The organism is Kitasatospora sp. NPDC001683 (assembly GCF_053596495.1).
Window position 1 is genome coordinate 1 of record NZ_JBSFGK010000010.1, and the last position, 23,483, is coordinate 23,483.

Genomic DNA, 23,483 nt, shown 5'->3' on the forward strand with positions numbered 1-23,483 from the left:
GCCGCGGCCAGCGCCGGCGTCCGGCATGCACAGATGACACGGGCGATCCTGCGCGGCTACGACCTGGCTGAGCCGGACCAGACGCACGCGGTCCGGCCAGGGCCTCGCCCAGCTGCCGGGCGATCCGGCGGCCGCCCTCCTCGACGCTGGACGGCCCGGAGTGGTGGCTGAGGTCGGTCGCGCAGTGGCCCGGCTCCAGCGAGCTGACCTTGATGCCCTCGGCGCGCAGGGTGCGGGCGTAGACCAGGGTGACGGCGTTGAGCGCGACCTTGGAGGTGTTGTAGCCGAGCAGGTTCGCGTGGTCCCAGATCGGCGAGTCCGGGTCGGCGAGGAAGGAGAAGCTGCCGAGGCCGCTGGAGACGTTGCCGATCAGTCCGGCCGCCGACTTGCGCAGCAGCGGCAGCATGGCGTTGATGACGGCGACGGCGCCGAACACATTGGTCTCGTAGGTCTCGCGCAGGTCCTCGACGGGCAGCTGGTCCGGGGTGGTCCCGAAGTCCCGGGTGATGCCAGCGTTGTTGACCAGGGTGTCCAGCCGGCCGTACTCGGCGGCGATCAGTTCGGCCGCGGCGGCGATGGTCGCCGGGTCGGTGACGTCCAGGCGGACGTAGCGGGCGTCCAGGCCCTGCCCGGTGAGGGAGCCGGCCGCCGCGGCGCCCCGCTCGGGGTCGCGGGCGCCGAGCAGCACGGTGTGTCCGGCGCGGGCGAGTTCGCCGGCGGTGGCCAGGCCGATGCCCTTGTTGGCGCCGGTGATCAGGATGATGCGGTTGGTCGTCATGCCTCGACTCTGGCCGGGCGGCGCCGACGCCGGGAGGGCACTGTCGAGGGTGGTACCGACAGTCCCATGGTCGCGGCGCGGCTGCCGGGCCAGACTTGGGGGCGTGGAACACGTGGACCGGGCGGAGCTGGCCGCCTTCCTGCGGCGCTGGCGCGCCCGCATCCAGCCCGCCGACGTCGGCCTGCCGGCCGGTGGCCGGCGCCGCACGCCGGGCCTGCGCCGCCAGGAGGTCGCGCAGCTCGCCGGCATGTCGGTGGAGTACTACATCCGGCTCGAACAGGGCCGCGGCCCGCGCCCGTCCCGGCAGATGATCGGCGCGATCAGCCGGGCCCTGCGGCTCTCCGAAGACGAGACCGCCCACCTGCACCACCTGGTCGGTGAGCCGCCGCTGCCGCCCAGCGTGATGTCCCGCGACGTACGGCCCGGCATCCTGCACCTGCTCGACCGGCTGGACGACACCCCGGCCCTGGTCTGCAGCGCCGCCCGCGACGTTCTCGCCTGGAACCCCATGGCGGCCGCCCTGCTCGGCGACTTCTCCGCCGTGCCGCCCGGCGAGCGCAACCTCACCTGGCGCTTCTTCACCGACCCGGAGTCACGCGCCCGCTACGACCCGGACGGCGCGGCCCGCTTCGCCCTCCGCGTGGTCGCCGACCTGCGGGCCGCCACCGCCCGCTACCCCGCCGACAGCGGCCTGCGCACCCTGGTCGAGCGGCTGCACGCGGCCAGCGCCGAGTTCCGCGAACTGTGGGCCCGGCAGGACGTCGAGATCCGCCAGTCGACCCACAAGCGCATCCTCCACCCGGTGGTCGGCCCGCTCGACCTCGACTGCGAGGCCCTGCACGATCCGCACCGGGACCAGTGGACGATCTTCTTCACCGCCGCGCCCGGCACCCCCTCGCACTCGGCGCTGCGGCTGCTCAAGGTGGTGGGGAGTCAGGACCTCGCGGTGCGCGGGTGAGCCGCCGACCGCAGGGCGGGGACGGCGAGGTCGAGGAAGTCGCGTACGGGGCCAGGGCGGTCGCCGTGCTCCGGGACGGCACACCGACCCTGCCCTGAAAACCTCAGTACCCGAACGTGCGCTCCGCGCCGTCGCGCGCCGGCCAGGCTCTGTCATCGGCGGCCAGCCATGGCTCCTGCGCGGCGGCGGCGGGAGTTGTCCCGGTGAACGCGCGGACGTCGTGGTGGAGGTGGGACTGGTCGGCATAGCCGCCGCCCGCGGCCACCTGCGCGGGGGTGTCTCCGCGGACCAGGCGATGGATGGCGTGATCGAAGCGGACCAGCATGGCGGCGCGTTTGGGCGCCAGGCCGATCTGCGAACCGAAGCGTGACCACGTGCGCTGCCGGCTCCAACCGAGCCGGCCCGCGAGCTCGCTCACGCGGGCCTGTCCGTGACTGGCGACGACACGGCGCCAGGCCCAGGCCACTTCGGGATCGACCTCCCTGCCCGCATGGAACCGGGTCATCAGTTCGGTGTCGATCAGCGCGAAACGCTCCAGCCAGGTTCGCGCATGGTGAAGCCGCTCCCGCAGGCGCGGCGCGGCCCCACAGATCGTCGAGCGCGATGACGCTCCCGCGCAACTCCGCGAGCGGGAGTCCGAGTACGGGGTGCGCGACGAGCGGAGACAAGCGTATCTGCACACACTCGACGTCCTCGGCGCACACCTGGAAGGCGCTGAAGCCGAGCCCGGCGGTCAGGCTCTCCGACCGCGTTCGGCCGACCGCGCCGTGGATGTCGAACGGGCGGTCACCGAACTCGACAGCCACGGTGACGGCTGGGTGAGGAATGGCTCGTAGGTCGATCGGGCTGCCACCGCGAACGCGGAACCCGGCCATGTCGACACCGGGCAGCGCGGTCACCCGTGACGGTCGCGCGATCTCCCAGGCAGCGGTGGAGTCTGCCGTCCGGACAACAGGTTGCCCGACGTCCGGGGCATGACCTACCGCAGCCTCACCGCGACCGACGAGGCGTCCAGCGCGTACCTGAAGGAACGACCCATCCCCGACCGGCTCGCCGGCCTCGGCCTGCCGACCCTGGTGCTCTTCGGTTCCCAGGACCACCGCTGGCGTCCCTCCTCGGCCCAGGACTATCGCCAAGTCCCCCACGCCCGCATCGAGATCCTCGACGGAGTCGGTCACTCCCCCATGCTCGAGGACCCCGACACCACCGGAACCCTCCTCCACGGCTTCGCCGTCGAAACCGCGCCACACTGATCACTCACGGGTCAGGGTCCACCGCTGGTCCTCGACACCGTGGGCGGCCGGCTCAGCGGTCAGGCCCCCACCCTGCGCATTCCGCATACCACCGGCGCACCACAGGGAGGATCACCACTTGGCGCCACCCGACAACAGCACGAAAACCTCAGCAATTCGCTTGTCGGGCCGTGCGGTTGCTGGCAAGGTCGGGCGCCATGCCCCAGAAGATGCACGCGGACGAACTGGACATCGACGAGATGCTGGTCCGCCGGATGGTCGCGAACCAGTTCCCGCAATGGGCCGGTCTGCCCGTCGAGTTGGTGGATTCGGCGGGCACCAGCAACGCGATGTACCGGCTGGGTACGGACCTGGTGGTGCGGATCCCGCGCATCCCGGGAGCGGCCGAGGACATCGCGAAGGAGCACACCTGGCTGCGCCGCCTGGCGCCCGAACTCCCGGTCGCGGTACCGGTGCCGGTGGGCCTGGGCGAGCCGGTCGACGGGTGCCCGTGGCGGTGGTCGGTGCTTCGCTGGCTCGAAGGGGCCAACCCGGTCGCCGGACGTTTCGACCAACCCGAGCTGCTGGCCGCCGACTTGGCGTCATTCGTGACCGCGATGCACCGGGTGGATCCGGTGGACGGTCCGGCCTCCTACCGCAGTGAGACGCTGACGGCGCGGGACGAGGCGGTCCGGCGGGCGGTCGCGGCGCTGGCGGGTACGGTCGACGCCGGGTCGGTAACAGCTCTGTGGCGAACCGCAGTTGCGGCGCCGGAACACCCCGGACCACCGGTCTGGATCCACGCCGACCTCCAGCCCGGCAACCTGCTGGTCGACGACGCCGGACGGCTCAGCGCCGTCATCGACTTCGGCTGCGCGGGCCTCGGCGACCCGGCCGTGGACCTGATCACCGCCTGGTACGTGCTCCCCGCCGCCGTGCGCGGCGCCTTCCGTACGGCCGTCGGCGCCGATGACGCACAGTGGGAGCGGGGGCGGGGATGGGCGCTGTCCGTGGCGTTGATGGAGCTGTCCTACTACCGCGAGAGCAACCCGCGGATGGCGGACACCGCCCGGTACGTGATCGGCGAGCTGCTCGCCGATCACGCCGGGAACGTCTGAGGGGACAGGACCGGCGACTCAGGCGATGTGGGCAGCCGTGAGGAGCCGTTTGGTCATGCCCAGGCGCTCGTAGACGGCGATGGCCGACGGGTTGTCCGCGTGCACCATCAGGGCGGCACGCCCGTGCCGGCGCACCAACTCCCCGAGGACGAAACCGCAGACGACCCGCGCCAGCCCGCGTCCACGGGCGGCGGGGTGGGTGCACACCCCGGCCAGGAAGCCGCAGTCGGCGGCCGACCAGACGTCGGCCGCCACGGCCAGGGGTTCCGGTGGGGCGCCGTTCCCGGGGGAGTCGACGATGCCGGCCCAGCGGTGTGCGCCGCCGTCGTCCGGTCGGGCGAAGGAGGCGGGGAAGAATCGGTCGAACAGCGAGGCTGCCTCCTTCACCGCCACCTCGTCCAGCCACTCCACCCCGGCGGCGGGGGAGTCGGGGACGGTCGAGGTCTCCATCCAGAAGAACTCGCGGAGAGGTGTCAGGCCGGGGATGCGGTCGATCAGCGCGTTGATCAACGGCGCGTCGCCGACGGGGCGGTAGGTCGGTGCGAGTTCGCCCAGCAGGTGTCGCACCAGGTGCGCGGCGTCGTCGGGATCGCCGTTGATCGCCAGCCGGTCCCGCCGGGAGAGGTCGGGGCTCGCCACCGCGAGGGCCGATCCGTGCCGCCAGGCTCGTACGCCGGAACCCAGCCGGCCGTCGGGTCGTCCCTGGGCCACCCACAGCAGGTGCCCGTCCCCGGCGGCGGCTTCCCGGACGTCCCCGAGGTTTCTGAATTCTTCCATGCGTCTCTACCTATCAACCGGTGTGATCATGCGCAGTGATCCAACACTTACCCGGCCTCACGGAGATCGACGAGCAGTGCGTCGAGCGCCTCGGTCAGGGCCTCGGAGTTGGCCGCGTCGAACCACGTGGTGCGGATGCGCTCGTTGAGGCCGCCGGGTGTCTCGTGGTCGCGTGCGAGCTGCCGCAGGGAACGGGTGTCGTCGCCCAACGCGCGCTCGACGCCCTGGAACAGGCCGCGCACGTAGCGGTCCGCGGCCTCGGGCGGAACTCCGTGCCGGGCGGCCCATTCGGTGAGCGTGGCCAGGTACTGGTAGTGGGCGGTCAGGGTGCCGGTCAGTGCGGAGAAGACGTCGAAGGCCGCCTCGTCCGCGACGGGGAGGGCACCGCCGAGGCGGTCGAAGAGGGCGTCCACCACCGGGTGGGAGGGGCAGGTGACGGTGACGGAGTGGCGCTCACGCACCGCGGGCAGCGGGATGGCGCGCACCAGCGGGGCGTCGGTGCCGAGCGTCCGGCGCAGCTCGTCGATCCCGGTGCCGGCCATCAGGCTGACCACCACGCAGTCACGGCGGACCCGGAGCGCGGCGAGGGCCTCGCCGCGCTCCTGGGGCCGGACGGCGATGACCACCACGTCGGAGCGGTCCAGCACCTCCTGGTTGTCGGCGCACACCCGTACGGTCGGGTACCGCTGAGACAACTCGGCCGCCGTACCCGCCCCGCGCGGCGAGAGGAACAGCTCCGGGGGCTCCTCGATGCCGTCGCACAGACCGACCACGAGGGCCCGGCCGATCTCGCCCACACCGATGATCCCGATGCGTTCCACTGCGTTCCCCCGTCGTCCTGCGGCCGCGCGGCTACGCCCGCCCGGATCACCGCTCCCCGAGCGATCCAACCACCTCGTCGGCGGGCAGGCGCCATTCGAACGGGAAGAGGTCCGCTGCCCAGGCGGGGTCGGAGGAGGCTGCGGGGGCGCGCAGGAAGGTGCGGTGGTGGAGGAGTTCGCGGCGCTCGGTGGGGGTGAGGAGGCGCTCGTCGGGGCCGAGGTTTCCGTAGTCGTTCGGGTCGAGGTCGGGGCGGCCGTCGATCGGGGCGTCCTCGGCGATGTTGAGCAGGTCGCCGTCGGCGGTGCGGTAGTCGAGGCGGAAGTCGGTGCGCCACTGCGAGTTGTTGCCCCAGCCCTGGGAGAGGTCGCGGGTGGGGCGGTGGGCGCGGCGGTGGGTCCAGTAGATCGGCCAGCGGTCGGCCACCCCGCGCTCGGCGTGGGCGGCACCGGCCCGGACCCGTACGCCGGCGCGGTTGAACAGCAGCTCGCCGAGCATCAGGCCGGGCCAGCGGACGTCGAGGATCTCGATGGGGGCGTTGGGATCGTCGGCCTGTTCGACCTCGGTGATCTCGTGGAGGAAGGGGTCGAAGGGGGACTGGGTGTCGAAGGGGGTCATGCCGAGGGCGGTGAAGAGGTGGAGGTAGGGCGGGAGTTTGGGGTCGAGGAGGAGGTAGTCGCTGACGCGGCTGAGGGCGTAGAGCTCCCAGAGGAGGTTCCAGCCGTCCTCCTTGTCGGTCCACCAGTGGTCGCGGGGGGTGGCGGCGGTGTGGAGGCGGGCTCGGTAGTCGTCGGCGGAGGACTGGGCGAGCCAGGGGGCGATGACGTCCTCGTACGGGCCGTCGGTGTCGAGTAGCGCCTCGTACAGCGCGGGAGCGTTCACCCGGTGATCCTGGCAGGTTTTGCCAAACGGTCGACCGATTTAATGGTCGGCCCGGGTAGCGTCCCTGGTCATGAGCTTGGTGGACGTGAGGGAACATGCGGACCAACTGCCCGATGCCTGGCGCTCGGTGGTGCTGGGGAGGGTCGGGACGGCGGCGGTGAAGGTACTGCGGATGGACGGCCGGGCGGTGGAGGCAGAGGTACACGGGACAGCAGAGGTGCTGTTCGTTGCCGACGGCGTCCTGGAGCTGGAGGTGGAGGGAGAGGGGCTGACGGTCGGCGCCGGCGAACTCTGCCTGATCCCGCCGGGTGCCCGGCACGTGGTGCGGGCGGGCAGCCGGGGGACGCTGCTGATAGTGGAGGTCGCGGAGGGGGAGTGATGGGCGGTGCCTCGCCCGGGAATGGGCGAGGCACCCCGAAGTGGGCGACTAGAGCAGCCCGAAGTCGAACTCCCCTACGGCGACGGCGCGAATGAACGAGGCGTGTGCCGCGCGGCCGAAGCCCAGGGCAGGGCCGGAAGGGTTCTTGCTGTCTCGGACCGCGACCGCATCGGGAAGGAGCGCGTACTCGACACAGTTCTGGTTGCCGCCGCTGTACGACGACTTCTTGAAAGTCGGTGTCTCTTCCAGCATGGCGAATTCGACGCAGTTGCCGGAGTCGTTGCTGCGCGATGACTTGCGCCAAGTGAGGTTTAGGGCAGCGGCGTTGGGGTGGAACGTCATGTGAGCTTGTCTCTCTGGTCAGTGATGATGGCGAGCGAGTCGTCGAATCCGAGGGCATCGGCCCTGATCGCGTCGAACTTCGCCCCGTAGATTTCTACGTCGGTGACCTCTTCGACCCAGAGGTTGCTCAACGAGCCGTCCACCATGACGACATCGAGGTCCTGGCGCTGCGGGAAGCCGAGGATGGTGAAGGCGCCACCCATTCCGTGGTGAGCCGGTGCGCCGATCGGCATAACCTGGATGTTGATGTTCGACTGGGAGGTTCGATCAATCAGGCGCGACAGCTGTTCGGCCATGACAGCGGGCCCGCCGACGCCGGACCGGATGGCTGCCTCGTGGATGACGGCCCAGAGGGTGAGGGGCTCGGATCGGGTGAGTGCGCCTTGTCGGGCCATGCGTACATCGACCAGCGCCTCGACGTTGACGTCGGGCCGCATGCTGATCTTCCTGATGATCTCGCGTGCGTATGCAGGAGTCTGCAGAAGTCCGGGGATGAAAGCGCCTTCATATGTGCGAACAGACGAGGCGCTGGCCTCAAGGGTGATCAGATCGCCGAGTTCGGGGCTGATGTGAGCGCCGTAGCTCTGCCACCACATGCCGCGCTGCGAGCCGTTCTTGGCCATGTCGACCAGTGCTGAAATCAGATCGGTGTCCTCGCACTTGTACAGCGCGAGGAGTCGCCGGACGTCATCCACCTTGGTGGCGCCACGGCCGTTCTCGATGCGGGACAGCTTCGGCTGGCTCATGCCGCTCAGCGCTTCGGCGACTTCTTCGTGCGAGAGGCCGGCTTCCTCTCTCCTGCGGCGCAGCTCGGCTCCGAGTTGCCTCCGTCGAACCGTTGGACCTGTTGTTCCGGCCATCCCCGCCCTCTCTGAGCCTCACGGACCAGTCTGCCTTCCCGGCGGTCACGTTGGCCACCGGCAACTCCCACTGTAGGAGCCCGGGTTGGTGTTCGATTTGGATATATCCAAAATTCCGAGACGAGTTGCCAAGAGTGAGTCTTTGACCCCATGCTGTGTGTGACGAGCCGCACACAGACGGCAATCGCCAGGTGTCCTGCTGTGCGCGCACGTCACGATCACGCTCCGAGCGGTCTCTCCTGATTGATCATCAATCGCTCGGAGGTGTCTCCCGACTCCCACGGAGGTTCCTTCGTGTTCTCCCTGTCACTCCCCCCTGACTGGTCGGCCCCGCGCGAGGAGTTGCGCGAGGCCACCTCGCGCGCCGGGTGGAAGCCCGACCTGGTCGCCGACGCCGAGGTCGCGCTCCTCGAACTCTTCGTCAACGCCTGGCGCCACGGCGGCAGTGCGGCGCCCCTGGTGGTCGTCCTCATCATCGGCGACGTCCTCCGCGTCTCCGTCAGCGACGAGAACCCCGTCTTCCCCACCCAGCGGGAGGACCCCGACCCCTACGCCGTCACCGGTCGGGGCCTGCACCTCGTCCGCTCGCTCACCCACCGCTTCGGCACGGAGCCCCGCAAGACCGGCAAGTCCGTCTGGTTCGAGCTGGACGCCGCCGCGTGAGCGCCGCCGCCGACGACTGCAGCCGCGGCCCGATCGAGCCGGCCGACCCGCTGATGCGCACCTACACGGAGATCGAAGTCTCCTACCTGCTCGCCGAACTCGCCGAGCGCGGCCGAAAGTTCGGCCTCCTCTGGCCCGCGGCCACCACCGACAGCGTCGTGGACGGCCGCGTCCTCGTCCGCTTCGGCAACGCCCCGGCCTCGACCGTCCTCAACCTCCTCACCCTCCTCCGCGACCACGACAAGAGCAGCGAGGACGACGACCCGTGCGACTCCTGATCGGCCTCGTCCTCCTCACCCTCCTGCTCCTCGCCATCGCCGTCGTCGCCCTCGGCACGCTCGCCGTCCTGCGGATGCCCCACCGCCCCGACGACGCCACCGTCGACGCCCCCGACCCCGACCGCCAACCGGTGGCCTGACCCGCCTCCCCGCCCGAGCCGCCCGGCCGGACCCACCGGGCGGCTGTCCGCTTCCCGCCCCCCTGTTGCCGGGCCTCTGCAGGCGGCGCAGGCTGGAAGAACCCAAGAGATCCGGTCCGCCGGGCCAGGAGGCGAGTTCACATGACCAGGCTCAGGGAACAGATCACCGTCGATGCCCCCGCGCAGGAGGTCTGGGGGCGGCTGCATGACGTCGAGGCCTATTCGACGTTCCTGGACGGCGTCGAACGTGCTTATGCGCCCAGCAGCGACCGCGCCCATCTGGACGTGCGGGCCGGTGGGGTGCAGCGGGAGTTCGATGCCGTTCTCACCGACCGCGGCCCCGACCAGGTCCTCGCCTGGGAGACGCAGGGCAGCCCGGAGCTGAAGGGAACCCTCTCGGTGCGGTCGCTGGACCGGGACCACAGCCAGGTGCAGATGGAACTGGAGTATGAGCCGCAGGCCATCCAGGACACCTTCGGCGGCCCGCGGGGCATGGCCCAGGTCCACCGGATCGAGAACACCGTCCGGGGCGGCCTGGAGCAGTTCAAGAACCTGGTGGAGTCGGAGCGGTAGCCGACCCCCACCGAGTGCGAGCGCCATGACCGACCCGCTCCCCACCTCGGCCTTCCACGCGCCCGACCCCGCCCCCTCGATCACCGACCGGCGGATCGGTGCGCTGGACGTCCATGCCACCGACCCCGGCGTGCGCCGCCTGCGCGAGTGGGCGCACGCCGGAGTCGGCCGCGGGCCCGGGTGAGGGGGCGCCGGACGTCGTGTCCGGTACGGGTGACCCGTCTCGATGGGGTTTGGCGTCTGTTCGGCGTCTGACCGGGGTTTGACTGGCGAGGGTCCGTCTCGCGGAGTCAGACGTGCAGGGCGCCGTCCAGGACCGTGACGGCGTTCCCTGTGAGGTGGACGCGGTCGCCGTTCACAGCGGTGCGTACCAGGCCGCTGCGTGCGGACACCTGGAGGCCTGTGAGCTCCTTGCGGCCGAGTCGTGCCGACCAGTACGGGGCGAGCGTGGTGTGGGCGCTGCCGGTCACCGGGTCCTCGGGGATGCCCCTGGCCGGGGCGAAGAAACGGGAGACGAAGTCGTGGCCCAGGCCAGTGTCGGAGGCGGGGGCCGTGACGATGACGCCGCGTAGGCCCTCGCGGATCGTCAGGTCGGCGACGGCGTCGAGGTTCGGCGTGAGAGCCCGGACCGTGGCCTCGTCCGGGAAGACGGCGAGCAGGTCGCCGAGGCCGTCGGAGCGGAAGGCGGCCTCGGGGACGGCCCCCAGGGCTTCGTGGAGCTCGTCCGGCACGGGCACCGCGGCGCCGGGGGCCGCCGGGAAGTCGAGCGTGATGGCGCCCTCCGCGTCGGCGTGGGTGACGAGAACGCCGTGGTTCCGGCTCAGGAACCGAACGGCTCCGACGAGGCCCTTCGCAGTGCGCAGCGCGTGCGCGGTGGCGAGCGTGGCGTGGCCGCACAGGTCGCCCTCGACTCGTGGGGTGAACCACCGGATGGCCCAGTCGGCTTCGGCCGAGGCGGACAGCGGAAGGGCGAACGCAGTCTCGGAGTGGTTCATCTCGGTCGCGATCCGCTGCATCCACGCGGCGTCCGGCCACTGTCCGGCCGGCAGCAGGCACACGGCAGCCGGGTTCCCGGAGAAGGGGCGATCGGTGAAGGCGTCGACGACGTAGAGGTGCATGTCGGGGACCGTAGCGTCACCGGGACCAGTGCCGCCAAGGGCCAATCCGCAGCAGGTGGACTGACGTGCCCTCGGCGCGGAACCGGGACGGGTCGATCTGCGCTGACTGAACGGGCCAGCAGCTGCTGCGGCTGGTCGATGACGAACTGCGGGTCCTCCTCCAGCACCCAGTGGTTGGCGTTCGGCCTGGCCAACACCGCTGTCCCGGTCGTCGTGAACCGGCCCGGCTCTTCAGGCGCCCACGCAGCAGCGTGGCGCAGTCCCATCGAATGGCTCGAATCATGGCCTTCTTGAGCCAGACCCGCAGCGGCTTCGGTGCCTTGTGGGGCGTCCCCCACCAGGCGAGCCGCCGCCGCTCGGCGGCCTCCCAACGCGGCGTCATCAACCGGTGGGTGTCGTACCCCTCGGGCCGCCGGTACGGCTTCGCCGCATCGGGGTTCAACGGCCCGTCCACGTCCAGCAGCAGTACCGGCCGCACCATGACGCACCCCCCCGATCGTCCCCGCACGATAGCGGCCGGGCCGGCCCCGGCCCAACGCATTTCTTCGGCGCCCCGCTCGACGGCCGGTTGTCGTAGGCGCGGGGCATGCTGTGCGCCAGCGGTGGGGGGTTCGTGCCTGAGGCGTGAGTCCCGTCCGCGACTGATTCACGAAAACGCTAGTGCGCGAAGCTGGTGGGCCCTAAGGTAGCGGCCCGTCACCCCCGTTGCCGGACCTGGAGTCCTACACCCATGCCTTCGCCTGCCGTCTTCCGCTCCCCGAAGGCGGCCGCCACCGCCGCCACCGTCCTGCTCTCCGTGAGCGGTGCGGCGTCACTGTTCCGCCTCGCGGTCGACGTCCGACTGTACGGGTTGGTCGGTGATCTCCTGACCAACATCGATCTGGTCGACGACGCCACCATCGCCGACGCGGACCACCTTGATCAGGCCGCGTCGACGGTGGCCTTGGTGGCCCTGGTCGCCACGGCGGCCGCCTTCATCACCTGGTTCTACCGGGTCCGGGTGAACGCCGAGGTGCTGAACCCGCACGGGCACCGGTTCCGGCGCGGTTGGGCGATCGGCGGCTGGTTCACCCCGTTGGTGGCGCTCTGGTTCCCCCGGCAGATCGCCGGTGACATCTGGCAGGCCGGCGCCCGGCCGGACGAGTCCGGGGTGCGGCCGCCGCTCTCGCAGACGCCGCTCAACCTGTGGTGGACCACCTTCGTGGTGGGCAACGTGCTCGGCCGAATAGGCGCCCAGTCCACCAACGCGGCGCACTACCCGGACGACTACCAGCAGGGCGTCGTCTGGCTGATCGCTTCCGACCTGCTGGAGCTGGCCGCCGCCGTCTTCGCCGTCCTGGTGGTGCGCAAGGTGACGTCCATGCAGGAGGAGCGCTTCGCCGAGTCCGCCGCCCGGGCGTACGGGGTCGGTGTCTCGGCCGTCGGGAGCTGACCCCGAGCTGACCCCGCTCCCGGCCCGACCTGTAGCGCCGGTGGGGCCTGTTCGGAAGTGATCTTTGTGGGACCCGCACTCAAGAGGGTGCGGGAGAATGTGGATCGTGGAGGGGAAGTACCGGCTGCTGCGCCAGACGAGTCGATGGGCGCGGTTCGCCCAGGTCACCGTGCACGGAGCCGTGGCCACCGGGCCAGAAGTCCGGATGGGTCCCGACGTGTTCGCATGGCGCGTCCGGTCCTACGGCGCCGCGCTGGGCGCCGGCCGCGCCGATGATCGACGCATCCAGGCAGAGGCGCGGGAAGGCGCTTGGTACGCGCTCATGCGCCTCCCCGAAGAGGCCCGAGGCGTGCTCGTTTCCGTCGTCGAGATCGTCACGGCACCAGCAGACACGGGCCCCGGTGATGTGAAGTTCGCTGCGGCGCAGGCCGTCTGGCAAGCCGTCGGCCGCCGGCCGGACCAGTATCCATGGATCGGCGAGGACGGGAACCCTGTCTTCCCGTAGCGACTTGCTCACAGCCACTCGTTGACGGCCGCCCCCGGAACGGTCGTTTCGTAGCGGACAGCGAGTTCGTCGTATCTCGTGGCGACCCCGGGCAGCAGCCCGATCCCCACTGCCGAGAGGACCGTAACGGTCCACCGTTGCGCCCGGCTTCGCGGCACCTGGTCGGTCGTCCCTCTTTGCACGTGGTGATCTTTGCGGCGCGGGGATCACCGGTCATCGCATTTGATCGAGAAGAACGGGCGGTGGCGGCAACGAGCCCTGGTGCACGAATGGTTGGTGGGTCTACGGTGGCGCGGTGAGCGCTTCGACTGGCGCTGTCCGAAGACGGCGCACGTTCTTCGCCGTCGGCTGGGCCGTCATCCTGCTGGCGGTCGTGGTGCCGCCCCTGGTGGTCGGGCCGGCGTTCGCGCGTTCGGGGGTGTTGGGCTTGCCCGGGCTGGTGGCCCTGCTCGGGTCGATCGGCCTACTGGAAGCCGCGACGGCGCGACGCAGGAGCGTGCGGATGGCCGGCGGGGTGGTGCGGGCGCGCACCTGGTCGGGCGAGCGGGAGGTGGACCTGCGGGACCTCGCCGTCGTGCGCGCCTGGCAGGCGGTGTCGAGGGACCGCCTGGAGACCATCGTCTCCCTGACGGACCGCTCCGGCGGGTGGGTGGTCCTGATCACCGACGACGAGCGCCGGCAGCTGATCGCCGACGCGGTGCGCAGGCACGGCGCGGGCTACGTCTCGCCCTGGGCCGAGGGGCTGCTGCGCCTCACGCCCACCCGGTGGTACGCCGCCGGCGGGCGCGTGCTCGGGTTCGTGTGCGTGATGATCGCGCCGTTCCCCGTCGGAATCCTGCTGGCCGCGGCGGCGGCGCAGCGCTGAACCGGCCCGGGCTCAGCGGTACCCGTGCACCGCGGCAGGGGACTTGGGCGCGAGGCTCGGCCAGGGGTGCCCCGCGCTGTCGGCGGCGGCCGACCGCAGCAGGTCCAGCGCCGTGCAGCCCGGGTAGGCCCGGAAGTCCGGGTAGAGCTCGCGGTGGTAGCAGCTCCAGTAGCTCACCACCTGCCGTTGGAGACGGTCGAAGAAGGCCGGATTGGCCGCGATGAACCGCCCGTACGCGAGGCGCCCGGGGCTGCCCGGCGCGAGGAGGCCGGGCAGCTCGTCACCGATGGCGACCAGGATCTCCAGCACGTACTCGCCGACCAGCCGCAGGACGAACGGCACGACCCACGGGTCCGCGGAGCGGACGATCCGCGCCAGGTGACGCTGCCGAACCCACCCGTCGCCGTGCCGCGAGTACCAGCAGTGCAGGAGCTGCCGCTGCCGCGGCGAGAGCCCGGCCACCGCCGCGGGCGACGGCTCGTCGTGGTGGACCCGATGGGGGATGGCGATCTGCTCGCCCTCGACGACGACCGCGAACGGGCCGAGCGGCCGGTGACGGGCGGCGGGGACGACCGCCATCACGTCCGCGGCGTCAGCGGCGAACTCGGCGGGGAACGCTGCGGGCAGCACGTCAATTCCGTACGTCATCATGGTGACGCCCAGCATCCGCCGTAACAGCGCCGACCGCCAACGATTTGTGCGCTCAGGGCTTCCGCCAGGTCAGCGAGTACCGCCGCAGCACGTGCCACCGGTACCGCACCCGGGCAGCACCCGACCGGCCGCCTCCCGCACCTCCCGGTAGCTCATCCCCGGCGCGGCCGCCCGCAGAATCCCGGCGTGCCGTGCCACGTTGGTGTTCCAGTACGGTCGTTCCTCGCGCATGACCCCACGGTAGGGCAGGTAGTTCAGTCGGCCAGGGCCGTCGCCACGGCGGCTTCGGCGTGGAGGCGGGCGGTCGGGAAGACCGGGACGGGGCTGTCCTTCGGGCCGACCAGAAGTTCGATCTCGGTGCAGCCGAGGATGATGCCCTCGGCGCCCGCCGCGACCAGGTCCTCGATGACCTGCCGGTACGCCGCCCGGGACTCCTCGCGAACGACACCCAGGCACAGCTCCTCGTAGATCACCCGGTGCACCAGGGCGCGGGAGTCGGTCTCGGGGACGAGGACGTCCAGGCCGCCGGTCGTCAACCGACCCCGGTAGAAGTCCTGTTCCATGGTGAAGGCCGTTCCCAACAGCCCGACCCGCCGTAGGCCCGCCGCTCGCACCGCGTCCGCGGTGGCGTCGGCGAGGTGCAGCAGCGGGACGGTCACCGCCGCCGCGACCTGGTCGGCGACCTTGTGCATGGTGTTGGTGCAGATCAGCAGCAGCTCCGCGCCCGCCGCCTCCAGCGATCGCGCCGCGTCCGCGAGGACCGCGCCCGCCGCCTCCCACCGCCCGGTCGCCTGCATCTCCTCGATCGCGGCGAAGTCGACCGAGTAGAGCACGAGTTGGGCGGAGTGCAGCCCGCCGAGGCGGTCGCGGGTGAGTTCGTTCAGGGTGCGGTAGTACTCGGCGGTGGATTCCCAGCTCATGCCGCCGATCAAGCCGAGGGTCTTCATGGCGCCATTTATAAGGCAGAGGAGAAAACCAAAGCAACTATATAAGGATAACTTTGATGGAGTCAGTTCTCCCGGGCCACCCGGTGCTGCCACTCCCGGGTGAACACCACCGACCCTGCCTCCAGCGCCCGCAGCTGCATCACGCTGATGAAGTGCCCGGCGTCGCAGCGCAGTTGGGTACGGGTCTGGACGGTCACGTCCCAGCCGAGGTCGGGCCGTTCCAGCCGCACGGTGTGGTCCGTACGGGCCTGGGCGCTGAGCGGGGCGCCGGTGAGGATGCGGTACGCGGTGACGGTGTGTTCGTCGCGGACCAGGCCGTCGGGGTGGGTGCGGGTGCCGTCGGTGGCGGGGGAGAGTTCGGTGCGCCATTCGTGGCGGCCGATGTCGTGCACGGTGATGTGTTCGGGCCGGGCGGTGAGCGGTTCGGTGACGTGGACGGCCAGCGGGTCGGGCAGTGAGGGGGCCTCGAAGGTGACGGGCCTGGCGCCGACGTCGGCCGCCAGGTGGCGCACCGGCAGGCTGAGGACGGAGTGGGACGGGTCGAGCGCGTACCCGCTGTCGTCGGCGGGCGGCCACACCCAGGGCCAGTAGACGGAGGAGAGCGCGAGCCGCAGCCGGTGTCCGGCCGGGACGGTCGCCGCGCAGGCGGCGAGTTCGACTTCGGCGTCCGGGCCGGTGGTGGTCAGGACGCCCCGGGTGAGCAGGGCGGAGGTGCCGTCCGGGCCGACCGCGCACAGCCGTGCCACCACCTGCACGGGGGACTCGCCGGAGCGCAGCCGCAGCCGTGCGACCGGGATCCCGAGCAGCTCGACCGGTTCGGGCAGCGGCAGGGAGTCGAAGCAGACCGAGCGTCCGTCCTCCTCGCGCTGGTCCGGCGGCTGGTCGGCGGGGCGGCCGTGCGGGACGTACGCGCCGGCGTTGAGGCCGGTGTGCTGGGGGGAGCGTACGTGGACGTAGCGGTCGTCGGAGGCGGTGCCGGCGGTGCGCAGCTGGCCGTCCAGGTCGTAGTGGATCTCCCGGACGTCGGGGGAGGGCCATGCCTCGTCGCCGGTCCAGCGGGTGCTGATCCAGCTGCGCAGGGCCGGTTCCTTGACGGCGCCGGTGTCGACGCCGCGCAGCCAGTGGTCCCACCAGCGCAGGGTCTCGGGCAGGGCGGCCTCGGGCAGGCCGTGCGGCCAGGGGCCGAGCAGGGCGCGCGCGGTGGGGGACTCGGCGAGCAGGCGCAGCACGAAGGAGCAGGACGGGTCGCCCCAGCCGGCCACCGCGAGCACCGGGACGGAGACCGGCACGGTGGTGTCCCCGGCGGCGAGCCAGGCCTCGACCGGGGGTTCCAGCGATTCGAGCCGGGCCAGCCAGGTGGGCCGCCAGGCGTCGCCGAGCTGGCGCGGGTCCGGGGGGAGGGCGGCGTCGGCGATCAGCGCGGTGAGCCGGGCGTGGAGGTCGGCGGCGAGGACGGCGCCGCCGAGGCGGTGGCCGCCCTGGGGGCAGGCGGTGACCGCCGCGCCGACGGTGTCCGGCACCCGGGCGGCGAGCCGCAGCGCGGTGGTGCCGGCGGCGCCGACGCCGAGCAGGCCGACCCGGCCGTTGCACCAGGAGCGGTGGGCGAGCCAGTCGATGACGGCGGCGCCGTCGGTGAGTTCCTGTTCGTCGCCGGGTTCGCCGGGCAGGCCGCCGGAGTTGCCGTGGCCGCGGGTGTCGACCCGGACGGCGGCGTAGCCGTGGCCGGCGTACCAGGGGTGGCGGCGGGCGTCCTCGGCGGCGGTGCGGTCGCCGAGGCGGTCGGCCGAGTACTCCAGCAGGGCGGGGACGGGCTCATCGCTGACCGGCCGCCACACCCGGGCGGCGAGTTCGGTGCCGTCGGGCAGCGGGATGCGGACGTCCTCGCGGGTGGTGTGGAACGGGTACGACGGCATGGCCGCTCCCATCGGGTCCCGGGCCGGTGAGCGCCGAGTGGCCTGGGCGCGGACGGGGATCGCGCCGCGGGGCCGTCGGCATTCCGACCCTAGGGGAGGGTCCTGTGCGGCGCATGACGATCTTCGGCGGCGGCTCGACCAGCTGACAGCCGAGCCCGCAAGCCGAGCCCGGAAACCGAGACGTTGTTGCGCATGACTTGCAACTGCGCGCCGAGAGGGAAAAGATGGCCCAGCTCCGCCCGGACCACCCGAAAGGACCACAGGATGCCCAGCGCCGCCCCAGGTGCCCCGGCAACTGCCCCAGCCGTCAGATGGCGCGACCGGCTCACCCGTGAGGAGTGGATCCGGCTGGCCGGGATGGGCGGCTTCATCCTCGCGCTGCACGTCATCGGCTGGTTCACCCTGCTCGCCCTGGTCGCGCCCGAGCACTACGACGTCGGCGGCCAGGTGTTCGGCGCGGGCATGGGCCTGACCGCGTACACCCTCGGGATGCGGCACGCCTTCGACGCGGACCACATCGCGGCGATCGACAACACCACCCGCAAGCTGATGGGCCAGGGCAAGCGGCCGCTGTCGGTCGGCTTCTGGTTCTCGCTCGGGCACTCCTCGGTCGTCTTCGGCCTGTGCGCGCTGCTGGCCTTCGGCATCCGCACGCTCGCCGACCAGGTCCAGGCGGACGACTCGACCCTGCACAGGATGACCGGCCTGATCGGCACCACCGTCTCCGGGTCGTTCCTGCTGCTGCTCGGCCTGATCAACCTGGGCGCCTTCAACGGCATCCTCCGGGTGTTCCGTCGGATGCGCCTGGGCGAGTACGACGAGGCCGAGCTGGAGCGCCAGTTGGAGCGGCGCGGGCTGATGAACCGGATCCTCGGCAAGGTCACCCGGGCGGTCACCAAGTCCTGGCACATGTACCCGGTGGGCCTGCTGTTCGGCCTGGGCTTCGACACCGCCACCGAGGTGTCCCTGCTGGTGCTGGCGGGCGGCGCGGCGGCCTTCTCGCTGCCCTGGTACGCGCTGCTGACGCTGCCGATCCTGTTCGCGGCGGGGATGAGCCTGCTGGACACCATCGACGGCTCGTTCATGAACTTCGCCTACGAGTGGGCGTTCTCCAAGCCGGTCCGCAAGATCTACTACAACCTGACCGTGACCGGCCTGTCGGTGCTGGTCGCGCTGGTCATCGGCCTGGTCGAACTGATCGGCCTGCTCGGCGAGAAGCTGGACATCACCAGCGGGCCGATCGCCTGGATCGGTGGCCTGGACCTGAACTTCGTCGGCTACGCGATCGTCGGACTGTTCGTGCTGACCTGGATCGGGGCGATCGCGTTCTGGAAGTTCGGCAGGGTCGAGGAGAAGTGGTCGGCGGGGCTGGCGGCCGCCTCCGCCGCCGAGCCGGAATAGCCCCGGAACGGGTCGAAGGCGCCCGAGGGGTCGGTGACCGTCGGAAAGCGTCGGTCTGGTCACCGGCCCCTCGGGGCTTTTCGAAGCCCTGAGCGAAAGCCTGCGCCGCGGCGGCTACTTCAGCGCGGCGAGCACCGCCTCCGCCATCACCTGCTCGCCGGTCGCGTTCGGGTGGAACGGCACGGCGGGCGAGCCGGGCAGCGCGCCCTCGATCCAGCGGTCGTCCGAGCAGACGTCGTGCCCGCGGGTCGGTGTCGCGGTGTCCACGTACGTCGCGCCGTTGGCGGCCGCGGTGGACTTCAGGGCGGCGTTCAGCTTGTTGAGCACCCCGTACATGTACTCGACGTCGCCCGGCGTCACCGGCTGGCGCAGCACGCAGGTCGAGCCGTCGGCGGGCAGTACGGACGGGTAGCCGACCAGCAGCACCTTGGCCTTGGGGGCCTTGGCGTGGATCTGCTGGAGGGTGGTGGCGATCTGCGGGGCGATGCTGGTGGTGATCCGCTCGGCCAGGTCGTCGTTGCCGTACTGCCAGGACCAGGTGTTCCAGTCCCAGTAGCCGTGGTGGTAGACGTCCTTGCAGGGCGTGCCGAGCGGGTTGACGACGGCGCCGGCGATGCAGGTGGCGACCAGTTCGCCGAGGCCGAGGTCGCTGGCGGCGAGGTCGTTGCCGCCGATCCCGAGGGTGACCAGGTCGGTGTCGGCGGTCACCGAGTCCAGTTGCGGGTCGTTGACCCGGATGAAGGCGTCGTACTGCGGCTGCGTCATCGCCTTGACCTTGGCGGCCGCGCAGGTGACGTCCGTGTAGGTACCGGCCCCGAGCGAGGCGGCGACCAGGTGGCCGTAGTTGTGGTCGGAGCGCAGGCACAGGCCGGCCGACTGGCCGGGCACGCCGGCGCCGGCGGCGTAGGAGTCGCCGAGGGCCACGTAGTGCTTCGGGGCGGGGGTGGCGGCCTGGGCGGTGGTGGAGGTGAGCGCGAGGGCGGCGCCGACGGCGACGGCGGCGAGCAGGCTCGAATTGCGGAGTCGCCGGGAATTCCGGGCAGGGCGGAGCACGGTTCCTCCTGGGGGAGAGAAACGACGGGTGGGGGGTCGTGCCGAGCCGGGCCACAGCTACTCGCAGGTAAGTTACTGCCAGGTTTCGTCGGCGTCCATGCTTCCGACCGAAATTCCGGAAATCCCGTCAGATGGCACCGGGTGACATTTCGAATTCCGCTCCATCGTGTTTCGAAAACAAATCCGATACGTGGTGGAGCGGAATTCGCCTCGGTTCAGGGGTGGGCCGGGTGGACCGGAGTACGGCGACGGGCGGCGGCGAAGGAGGCGATGACGACCGCGGCGAGCACCCCGAGCACCGTGATCAGGGACCCGAGCACCATCAGCACCGCCGCGCCGATCAGCTTGCCGGGCAGGGCGGGGGAGTCGCTGCCGGAGTGCCAGACCACCCGGTCGCCGGTCAGTTCGGCGAGCTCGACGGTGCCCTGGTGGTCGTCGTCGACGTGCAGGCGGGAGTCGTCCGCGGTGGCCCGACGGTCCCCCATCAGGAAGGCCCGCCCGGGCGGGACGGAGACGTCGAAGTCGCGCCGGCAGGTGTCGGTCTGTCGGTCGGCCGGCTCGTCCAGCGGCCGCCCGTTGAGGCTGAGCCGCCCGCCGGAGCAGGCGATGCGCTGGCCGCCGAGGGCCATCACCCGGAAGACGGGGGAGCCGTGGAGGCCCCAGGGGGAGTCGACGATGTAGATCTCGCCGCGCCGGACGTCGGCGGCCGAGACCTTGTCGGCCAGCATCCGGTCGCCCGGCCGAAGGCCCGGCCCCATCGCCGTGCCGTCCATGCGGTGGACGGAGTAGCCGCCGGTGAGGACGACCGAGAGTCCGAGTGCCCCGCACAGGAGGCCGGCCACCGCCACGGCCACGGCGAACCACAGGCCCCGGGCCCTCCGCTTCGGCATCCGCCCGTTCTCCTCCTCGTCGCGGCCCTCGTCCGGCACGCACGGCGGGCCGCGAGGTCGTGCGCATCCTATGCGCGGCGCCTCGGTGAGCCGCACCGCGCCCGCGCCGGTCCGTATCACGCCCGCGCAGAGCCCGCCGCGCCCGCGCCGACCCCCCGGGCGCCCTCCGGCGGCGCCGGGGATGACAGGTACAGTTCCGGTGCAGAGCGTGCCGTCGACCGGGGCGCCGACCAGGAGGGGGACCCCAGCGGATGAGCCGCCGAGACCGCGAGCGTGATGGTAGTCGTGATGGTGGCCGGAAGCGGGGCGCCGGCTCCCCGGTGACCGTCACCGTCTGCCGGGGCTGCTGCTGCGGCACCGAGGCGAAGCATCCGGGGGTCGACCACGCGGGCCAGTACGAGCGGCTGCGGACGGCCGTCGGCTCGGCGGGCCGGGTCCGGGCGGTCACCTGCCTGGACGTGTGCACCCAGTCCAACGTGGTGGTGGTCGGCCCGTCCAGCGAGGGGCGGGCGGCGGGCGGCCGTCCGGTCTGGCTCGGCTTCGTGCTGATGGACGAGATGATCGACGACATAGCCGCCTGGGTGCACGCGGGCGGTCCCGGCCTCGCCGATCCGCCCGGGCTGCTCGACCTCCAGCTGATCTCGGTCTCCCGCCGGGTCCGCGAGGGCCTGCCGGAGTGACCGGCGGAAACTGACCGTCGGTCAGATTCACGTCCGAGACGGCTTCGAAGTCGGCCCACTACCATGACCGGTGGCATCGAGTGGTTCCGCGCTGGGGAGGAAGACGATGACGACGGTCTGCCGCATCTGCGCGGGCACCGGCCGGACCGCCGGCCTCAACTGCCGCACCTGCCAGGGCACCGGCACCACCGAGGTGGGCGGCGGGGGCGGCAACTGCTTCCTCTGCGACGGCACCGGGGTGTACGTCCGCTACCGGGTGGACGCGACCGGCGCCAAGCAGGCGTACCGGGACGAGATCTGCCGCACCTGTGACGGCACCGGCAACCGGTCCGCGAACCTCTGGGACGAACCTTCCGCCTGACGCCCCCTCCGGGACGGCCACTCAGCTCGCCGCGCTGACCGGCGACATGATCCGCCATCGCTTGGCCATGGGCATGTTCTTTACCGATTCGTGATCGGCTGTTGGTGTCCGAGTGGGGGAGGCGCTGACGCCCGTTCACCACGCGTCCGCGTGCGGTCAACGCGCCGGTGACAGAGTCCCGCGCATGGATATCCCCAACATGGGCGTGCCGGCCAAGCTTGCCGACCGCATGAGCACGGCCGAGCAGCACGAGTACCTGCGGGCCCGATTCTCCCGCCGCCGGATGCTGCGCGCCGGTGCGGTGACCGTGGGCGCCGTCGCGGTCGGCGGTGCACTGGGCAGTGCGCCGGCCTTCGCCGCTCCGGCCGGTCCCCAGCTGCTGACCGGGGCCACGGCGGCCGGCATCGACGGCGCGCTGGTCGCGCCGATCGGCCGCCACCTCCAGTTCGGCCCCGAGCCGGACACCCAGTTCCGCATCTCCTGGCAGGTGCCGGCGCCGGTCAAGCAGCCGTTCCTGCGCTTCGGCAAGCACCCGTGGGAGCTCAGCCACAAGATCCAGGCCGAGGTCCGCGCCCTGCACACCCCGGCGCTGACCCCGAACAGCCAGCCGGTGGACCAGTACTACCTGCACGTGGCGCTGGAGGACCTCCACCCCGACACGACCTACTACTACGGCGTCGGCCACGAGGGCTTCGACCCCGCCTCGCAGCAGCAGATCTCCACCCTGCACACCTTCCGCACCGCGCCCTCCCGCGACCACCGCTGGGGCAAGGTGTACGAGCCGTTCACCTTCACCGCCTTCGGCGACCAGGGCGTCAGCGCCCACGCGGCCGGCAACGACAACATCATCAAGGCCCAGAAGCCGGCCTTCCACCTGCACGCCGGCGACATCTGCTACGCCGACCCGGCCGGCTCCGGCACCGACCCGGACAAGTCCGTCTTCAACGCGAGGACCTGGGACGACTTCCTGGTCCAGACCGAGACGGTCGCCGCCGACGTCCCGTGGATGGTCGCGTACGGCAACCACGACGTCGAGGCCTGGTACTCGCCCAACGGCTACGGCGGCGAGAACTCCCGCTTCTTCCTGCCGGACAACGGCCCGGACCCGCGCAAGGTCCCCGGCGTCTACACCTTCCGCTACAAGAACGTCGGTGTCATCTCGCTGGACGCCAACGACGTCTCCTACGAGATCCCGGCCAACCTGGGCATTTCGGCGAACCAGCAGACCAAGTGGCTCGAGCGCACCCTCAAGGACCTGCGCGGCGACGAGACCGTCGACTTCATCGTGGTCTTCTTCCACCACTGCGCCTTCTCCACCACCGTCGCCCACGCCTCCGAGGGCGGCGTCCGCGAGGCCTGGGTGCCGCTGTTCGAGAAGTACCGGGTGGACCTGGTCATCAACGGCCACAACCACATCTACGAGCGCACCGACGCCATCCTCGGCAACAAGGTCTCGAAGCAGGTGCCGAGCGGCGCCACCATCGAGCCGGCCAAGGACGGCGTGGTGTACGTGACCGCGGGCGCGGCCGGCCGCAGCCTGTACAAGTTCGACGTGCCGGACACCTACGAGGGGCACGAGAACCACCAGGACGAGGTCAAGACCTACTACTGGGACAAGGGCCGGGTGAAGGTCCCCGAGACCATCCAGTGGTCGCGGGTGCGCTACACCGGCTACTCCTTCATCAAGGTCGACGTCACCCCGGCCCACCTGGGCCGGAAGTCGGTCATGAAGGTCACCGCGCTGGCCGAGAACGGCAGCCAGATCGACAACTACACGATCCTGCGCAAGGTCGGCGAGGGCTGGGACTCCGGCCGCGACGACGACGGCGAGGGCGGCGGCTGGGGCTGGTAGTCCCGACCGCTGTCAC

The 23,483-nt window shown here is 71.4% G+C and carries 29 protein-coding genes and 3 pseudogenes; 17 read left to right on the top strand and 15 right to left on the bottom strand.

The genetic code is table 11. The features are described 5' to 3' along the window. Positions 1-96: pseudogene (locus ACWCYO_RS07715) on the top strand (TetR family transcriptional regulator); the annotation flags it as partial. Between the two features lie 124 nt (positions 97-220). Here ACWCYO_RS07715 and ACWCYO_RS07720 read toward each other — a convergent pair. Beyond that, positions 221-940, bottom strand: a pseudogene (locus ACWCYO_RS07720) (SDR family NAD(P)-dependent oxidoreductase); the annotation flags it as partial. On the opposite strand from ACWCYO_RS07720, the gene ACWCYO_RS07725 reads away from it, so the two are divergent. Then, complete coding sequence (locus ACWCYO_RS07725; RefSeq protein ID WP_333493510.1) at positions 882-1,736, top strand: helix-turn-helix transcriptional regulator; 855 nt, start codon at positions 882-884, stop codon at positions 1,734-1,736. The pseudogene ACWCYO_RS07720 and the gene ACWCYO_RS07725 sit on opposite strands and share 59 nt — an antisense overlap. A 103-nt stretch (positions 1,737-1,839) precedes the next feature. Here ACWCYO_RS07725 and ACWCYO_RS07730 read toward each other — a convergent pair whose 3' ends face one another. Continuing rightward, positions 1,840-2,241, bottom strand: coding sequence for a helix-turn-helix domain-containing protein (locus ACWCYO_RS07730; protein ID WP_449783720.1), 402 nt, complete (start codon positions 2,239-2,241; stop codon positions 1,840-1,842). Positions 2,242-2,710: 469 nt separating this feature from the next. On the opposite strand from ACWCYO_RS07730, the gene ACWCYO_RS07735 reads away from it, so the two are divergent. Both ACWCYO_RS07735 and ACWCYO_RS07740 read left to right on the top strand, forming a co-directional pair. Further along, complete coding sequence (locus ACWCYO_RS07735) at positions 2,711-2,989, top strand: alpha/beta fold hydrolase (protein WP_270147961.1); 279 nt, start codon at positions 2,711-2,713, stop codon at positions 2,987-2,989. A 197-nt stretch (positions 2,990-3,186) separates the two neighbouring features. Continuing rightward, a complete protein-coding gene (locus tag ACWCYO_RS07740; RefSeq protein WP_449783721.1) occupies positions 3,187-4,086 on the top strand; it encodes an aminoglycoside phosphotransferase family protein in 900 nt (299 codons plus the stop codon). Positions 4,087-4,104: 18 nt separating this feature from the next. On the opposite strand, the gene ACWCYO_RS07745 is transcribed toward ACWCYO_RS07740, so the two are convergent. The 3 genes from ACWCYO_RS07745 to ACWCYO_RS07755 are packed head-to-tail and all read right to left on the bottom strand — an operon-like array spanning position 4,105 to position 6,564. Next, positions 4,105-4,863: a GNAT family N-acetyltransferase gene (locus tag ACWCYO_RS07745; RefSeq protein ID WP_449783722.1), complete on the bottom strand. Its 759-nt coding sequence runs from the start codon at positions 4,861-4,863 to the stop codon at positions 4,105-4,107. 47 nt (positions 4,864-4,910) lie between these two features. Further along, on the bottom strand, positions 4,911-5,684 hold the full coding sequence (locus tag ACWCYO_RS07750; protein WP_449783723.1) for an NAD(P)-binding domain-containing protein: 774 nt from the start codon (positions 5,682-5,684) through the stop codon (positions 4,911-4,913). A 46-nt stretch (positions 5,685-5,730) separates the two neighbouring features. Beyond that, the gene (locus tag ACWCYO_RS07755) at positions 5,731-6,564 is read right to left on the bottom strand and encodes a hypothetical protein (RefSeq protein ID WP_449783724.1); all 834 of its coding nucleotides are present in this window, start codon (positions 6,562-6,564) and stop codon (positions 5,731-5,733) included. 70 nt (positions 6,565-6,634) lie between these two features. On the opposite strand from ACWCYO_RS07755, the gene ACWCYO_RS07760 reads away from it, so the two are divergent. Further along, on the top strand, positions 6,635-6,943 hold the full coding sequence (locus tag ACWCYO_RS07760) for a cupin domain-containing protein (protein ID WP_449783725.1): 309 nt from the start codon (positions 6,635-6,637) through the stop codon (positions 6,941-6,943). A gap of 48 nt (positions 6,944-6,991) precedes the next feature. Here the strand turns inward: ACWCYO_RS07760 and ACWCYO_RS07765 are convergent, their stop codons facing one another. Together ACWCYO_RS07765 and ACWCYO_RS07770 are read right to left on the bottom strand one after the other, a co-directional pair. Further along, the gene (locus ACWCYO_RS07765; protein ID WP_270147969.1) at positions 6,992-7,285 is read right to left on the bottom strand and encodes a DUF397 domain-containing protein; all 294 of its coding nucleotides are present in this window, start codon (positions 7,283-7,285) and stop codon (positions 6,992-6,994) included. Further along, positions 7,282-8,145 carry a helix-turn-helix domain-containing protein gene (locus ACWCYO_RS07770; RefSeq protein ID WP_270147970.1) on the bottom strand — a complete coding sequence of 288 codons (864 nt, stop codon included), beginning with the start codon at positions 8,143-8,145 and terminating at the stop codon, positions 7,282-7,284. Before ACWCYO_RS07770 ends, ACWCYO_RS07765 begins: the two co-directional genes overlap by 4 nt. 294 nt (positions 8,146-8,439) lie before the next feature. Between ACWCYO_RS07770 and ACWCYO_RS07775 the strand changes: the two genes are divergently transcribed. From ACWCYO_RS07775 to ACWCYO_RS07795, 5 genes are all read left to right on the top strand, one after another. Continuing rightward, complete coding sequence (locus ACWCYO_RS07775) at positions 8,440-8,808, top strand: ATP-binding protein (RefSeq protein ID WP_449783726.1); 369 nt, start codon at positions 8,440-8,442, stop codon at positions 8,806-8,808. Continuing rightward, positions 8,805-9,086 (top strand): hypothetical protein, encoded by a 282-nt coding sequence (locus tag ACWCYO_RS07780; RefSeq protein ID WP_270147995.1) that lies wholly within the window; start codon positions 8,805-8,807, stop codon positions 9,084-9,086. Before ACWCYO_RS07775 ends, ACWCYO_RS07780 begins: the two co-directional genes overlap by 4 nt. Continuing rightward, positions 9,074-9,226 carry a hypothetical protein gene (locus ACWCYO_RS07785; RefSeq protein WP_270147996.1) on the top strand — a complete coding sequence of 51 codons (153 nt, stop codon included), beginning with the start codon at positions 9,074-9,076 and terminating at the stop codon, positions 9,224-9,226. The genes ACWCYO_RS07780 and ACWCYO_RS07785 overlap by 13 nt, the downstream gene beginning before the upstream one ends. A 141-nt stretch (positions 9,227-9,367) precedes the next feature. Then, entirely contained in the window at positions 9,368-9,799 is a 432-nt protein-coding gene (locus ACWCYO_RS07790; protein WP_270147997.1) for an SRPBCC family protein, read from the top strand. Positions 9,800-9,824: 25 nt separating this feature from the next. Then, on the top strand, positions 9,825-9,983 hold the full coding sequence (locus ACWCYO_RS07795; protein WP_270147998.1) for a hypothetical protein: 159 nt from the start codon (positions 9,825-9,827) through the stop codon (positions 9,981-9,983). Positions 9,984-10,089: 106 nt separating this feature from the next. Here the strand turns inward: ACWCYO_RS07795 and ACWCYO_RS07800 are convergent, their stop codons facing one another. Further along, complete coding sequence (locus tag ACWCYO_RS07800; protein WP_270147999.1) at positions 10,090-10,917, bottom strand: PhzF family phenazine biosynthesis protein; 828 nt, start codon at positions 10,915-10,917, stop codon at positions 10,090-10,092. Positions 10,918-11,209: 292 nt separating this feature from the next. Further along, positions 11,210-11,398, bottom strand: a pseudogene (locus ACWCYO_RS07805) (hypothetical protein); the annotation flags it as partial. A 249-nt stretch (positions 11,399-11,647) separates the two neighbouring features. Between ACWCYO_RS07805 and ACWCYO_RS07810 the strand changes: the two are divergent. From ACWCYO_RS07810 to ACWCYO_RS07820, 3 genes are all read left to right on the top strand, one after another. Next, on the top strand, positions 11,648-12,349 hold the full coding sequence (locus ACWCYO_RS07810; RefSeq protein WP_270148003.1) for a DUF4328 domain-containing protein: 702 nt from the start codon (positions 11,648-11,650) through the stop codon (positions 12,347-12,349). 97 nt (positions 12,350-12,446) lie between these two features. Beyond that, a complete protein-coding gene (locus ACWCYO_RS07815; protein ID WP_449783727.1) occupies positions 12,447-12,854 on the top strand; it encodes a hypothetical protein in 408 nt (135 codons plus the stop codon). 295 nt (positions 12,855-13,149) lie between these two features. Further along, complete coding sequence (locus ACWCYO_RS07820; RefSeq protein WP_270148005.1) at positions 13,150-13,719, top strand: hypothetical protein; 570 nt, start codon at positions 13,150-13,152, stop codon at positions 13,717-13,719. A 12-nt stretch (positions 13,720-13,731) separates the two neighbouring features. On the opposite strand, the gene ACWCYO_RS07825 is transcribed toward ACWCYO_RS07820, so the two are convergent. From ACWCYO_RS07825 to ACWCYO_RS07840, 4 genes are all read right to left on the bottom strand, one after another. Beyond that, entirely contained in the window at positions 13,732-14,349 is a 618-nt protein-coding gene (locus ACWCYO_RS07825) for a hypothetical protein (RefSeq protein ID WP_449783728.1), read from the bottom strand. A 90-nt stretch (positions 14,350-14,439) separates the two neighbouring features. Then, positions 14,440-14,601, bottom strand: a complete 162-nt coding sequence (locus tag ACWCYO_RS07830; protein WP_449783729.1) for a hypothetical protein — start codon at positions 14,599-14,601, stop codon at positions 14,440-14,442. Between the two features lie 23 nt (positions 14,602-14,624). After that, the gene (locus ACWCYO_RS07835) at positions 14,625-15,317 is read right to left on the bottom strand and encodes an aspartate/glutamate racemase family protein (protein WP_449783730.1); all 693 of its coding nucleotides are present in this window, start codon (positions 15,315-15,317) and stop codon (positions 14,625-14,627) included. Between the two features lie 62 nt (positions 15,318-15,379). Then, positions 15,380-17,230, bottom strand: coding sequence for a CocE/NonD family hydrolase (locus ACWCYO_RS07840; protein ID WP_449783731.1), 1,851 nt, complete (start codon positions 17,228-17,230; stop codon positions 15,380-15,382). Between the two features lie 264 nt (positions 17,231-17,494). On the opposite strand from ACWCYO_RS07840, the gene ACWCYO_RS07845 reads away from it, so the two are divergent. Then, positions 17,495-18,631, top strand: coding sequence for a Nickel transporter NicT (locus ACWCYO_RS07845; RefSeq protein WP_270148012.1), 1,137 nt, complete (start codon positions 17,495-17,497; stop codon positions 18,629-18,631). A 114-nt stretch (positions 18,632-18,745) separates the two neighbouring features. Here ACWCYO_RS07845 and ACWCYO_RS07850 read toward each other — a convergent pair whose 3' ends face one another. Further along, positions 18,746-19,684 (bottom strand): SGNH/GDSL hydrolase family protein, encoded by a 939-nt coding sequence (locus ACWCYO_RS07850; RefSeq protein WP_270148013.1) that lies wholly within the window; start codon positions 19,682-19,684, stop codon positions 18,746-18,748. 215 nt (positions 19,685-19,899) lie between these two features. Beyond that, positions 19,900-20,574, bottom strand: coding sequence for a signal peptidase I (lepB, locus tag ACWCYO_RS07855; RefSeq protein ID WP_270148015.1), 675 nt, complete (start codon positions 20,572-20,574; stop codon positions 19,900-19,902). Between the two features lie 251 nt (positions 20,575-20,825). Here lepB and ACWCYO_RS07860 point away from each other — a divergent pair, with 251 nt between their 5' ends. From ACWCYO_RS07860 to ACWCYO_RS07870, 3 genes are all read left to right on the top strand, one after another. Beyond that, complete coding sequence (locus ACWCYO_RS07860) at positions 20,826-21,254, top strand: (2Fe-2S) ferredoxin domain-containing protein (protein WP_270148017.1); 429 nt, start codon at positions 20,826-20,828, stop codon at positions 21,252-21,254. A 106-nt stretch (positions 21,255-21,360) separates the two neighbouring features. Beyond that, on the top strand, positions 21,361-21,615 hold the full coding sequence (locus ACWCYO_RS07865) for a hypothetical protein (protein ID WP_270148018.1): 255 nt from the start codon (positions 21,361-21,363) through the stop codon (positions 21,613-21,615). Positions 21,616-21,799: 184 nt separating this feature from the next. Beyond that, positions 21,800-23,467, top strand: coding sequence for a fibronectin type III domain-containing protein (locus tag ACWCYO_RS07870; RefSeq protein WP_449783732.1), 1,668 nt, complete (start codon positions 21,800-21,802; stop codon positions 23,465-23,467). Positions 23,468-23,483: the final 16 nt, after the last annotated feature.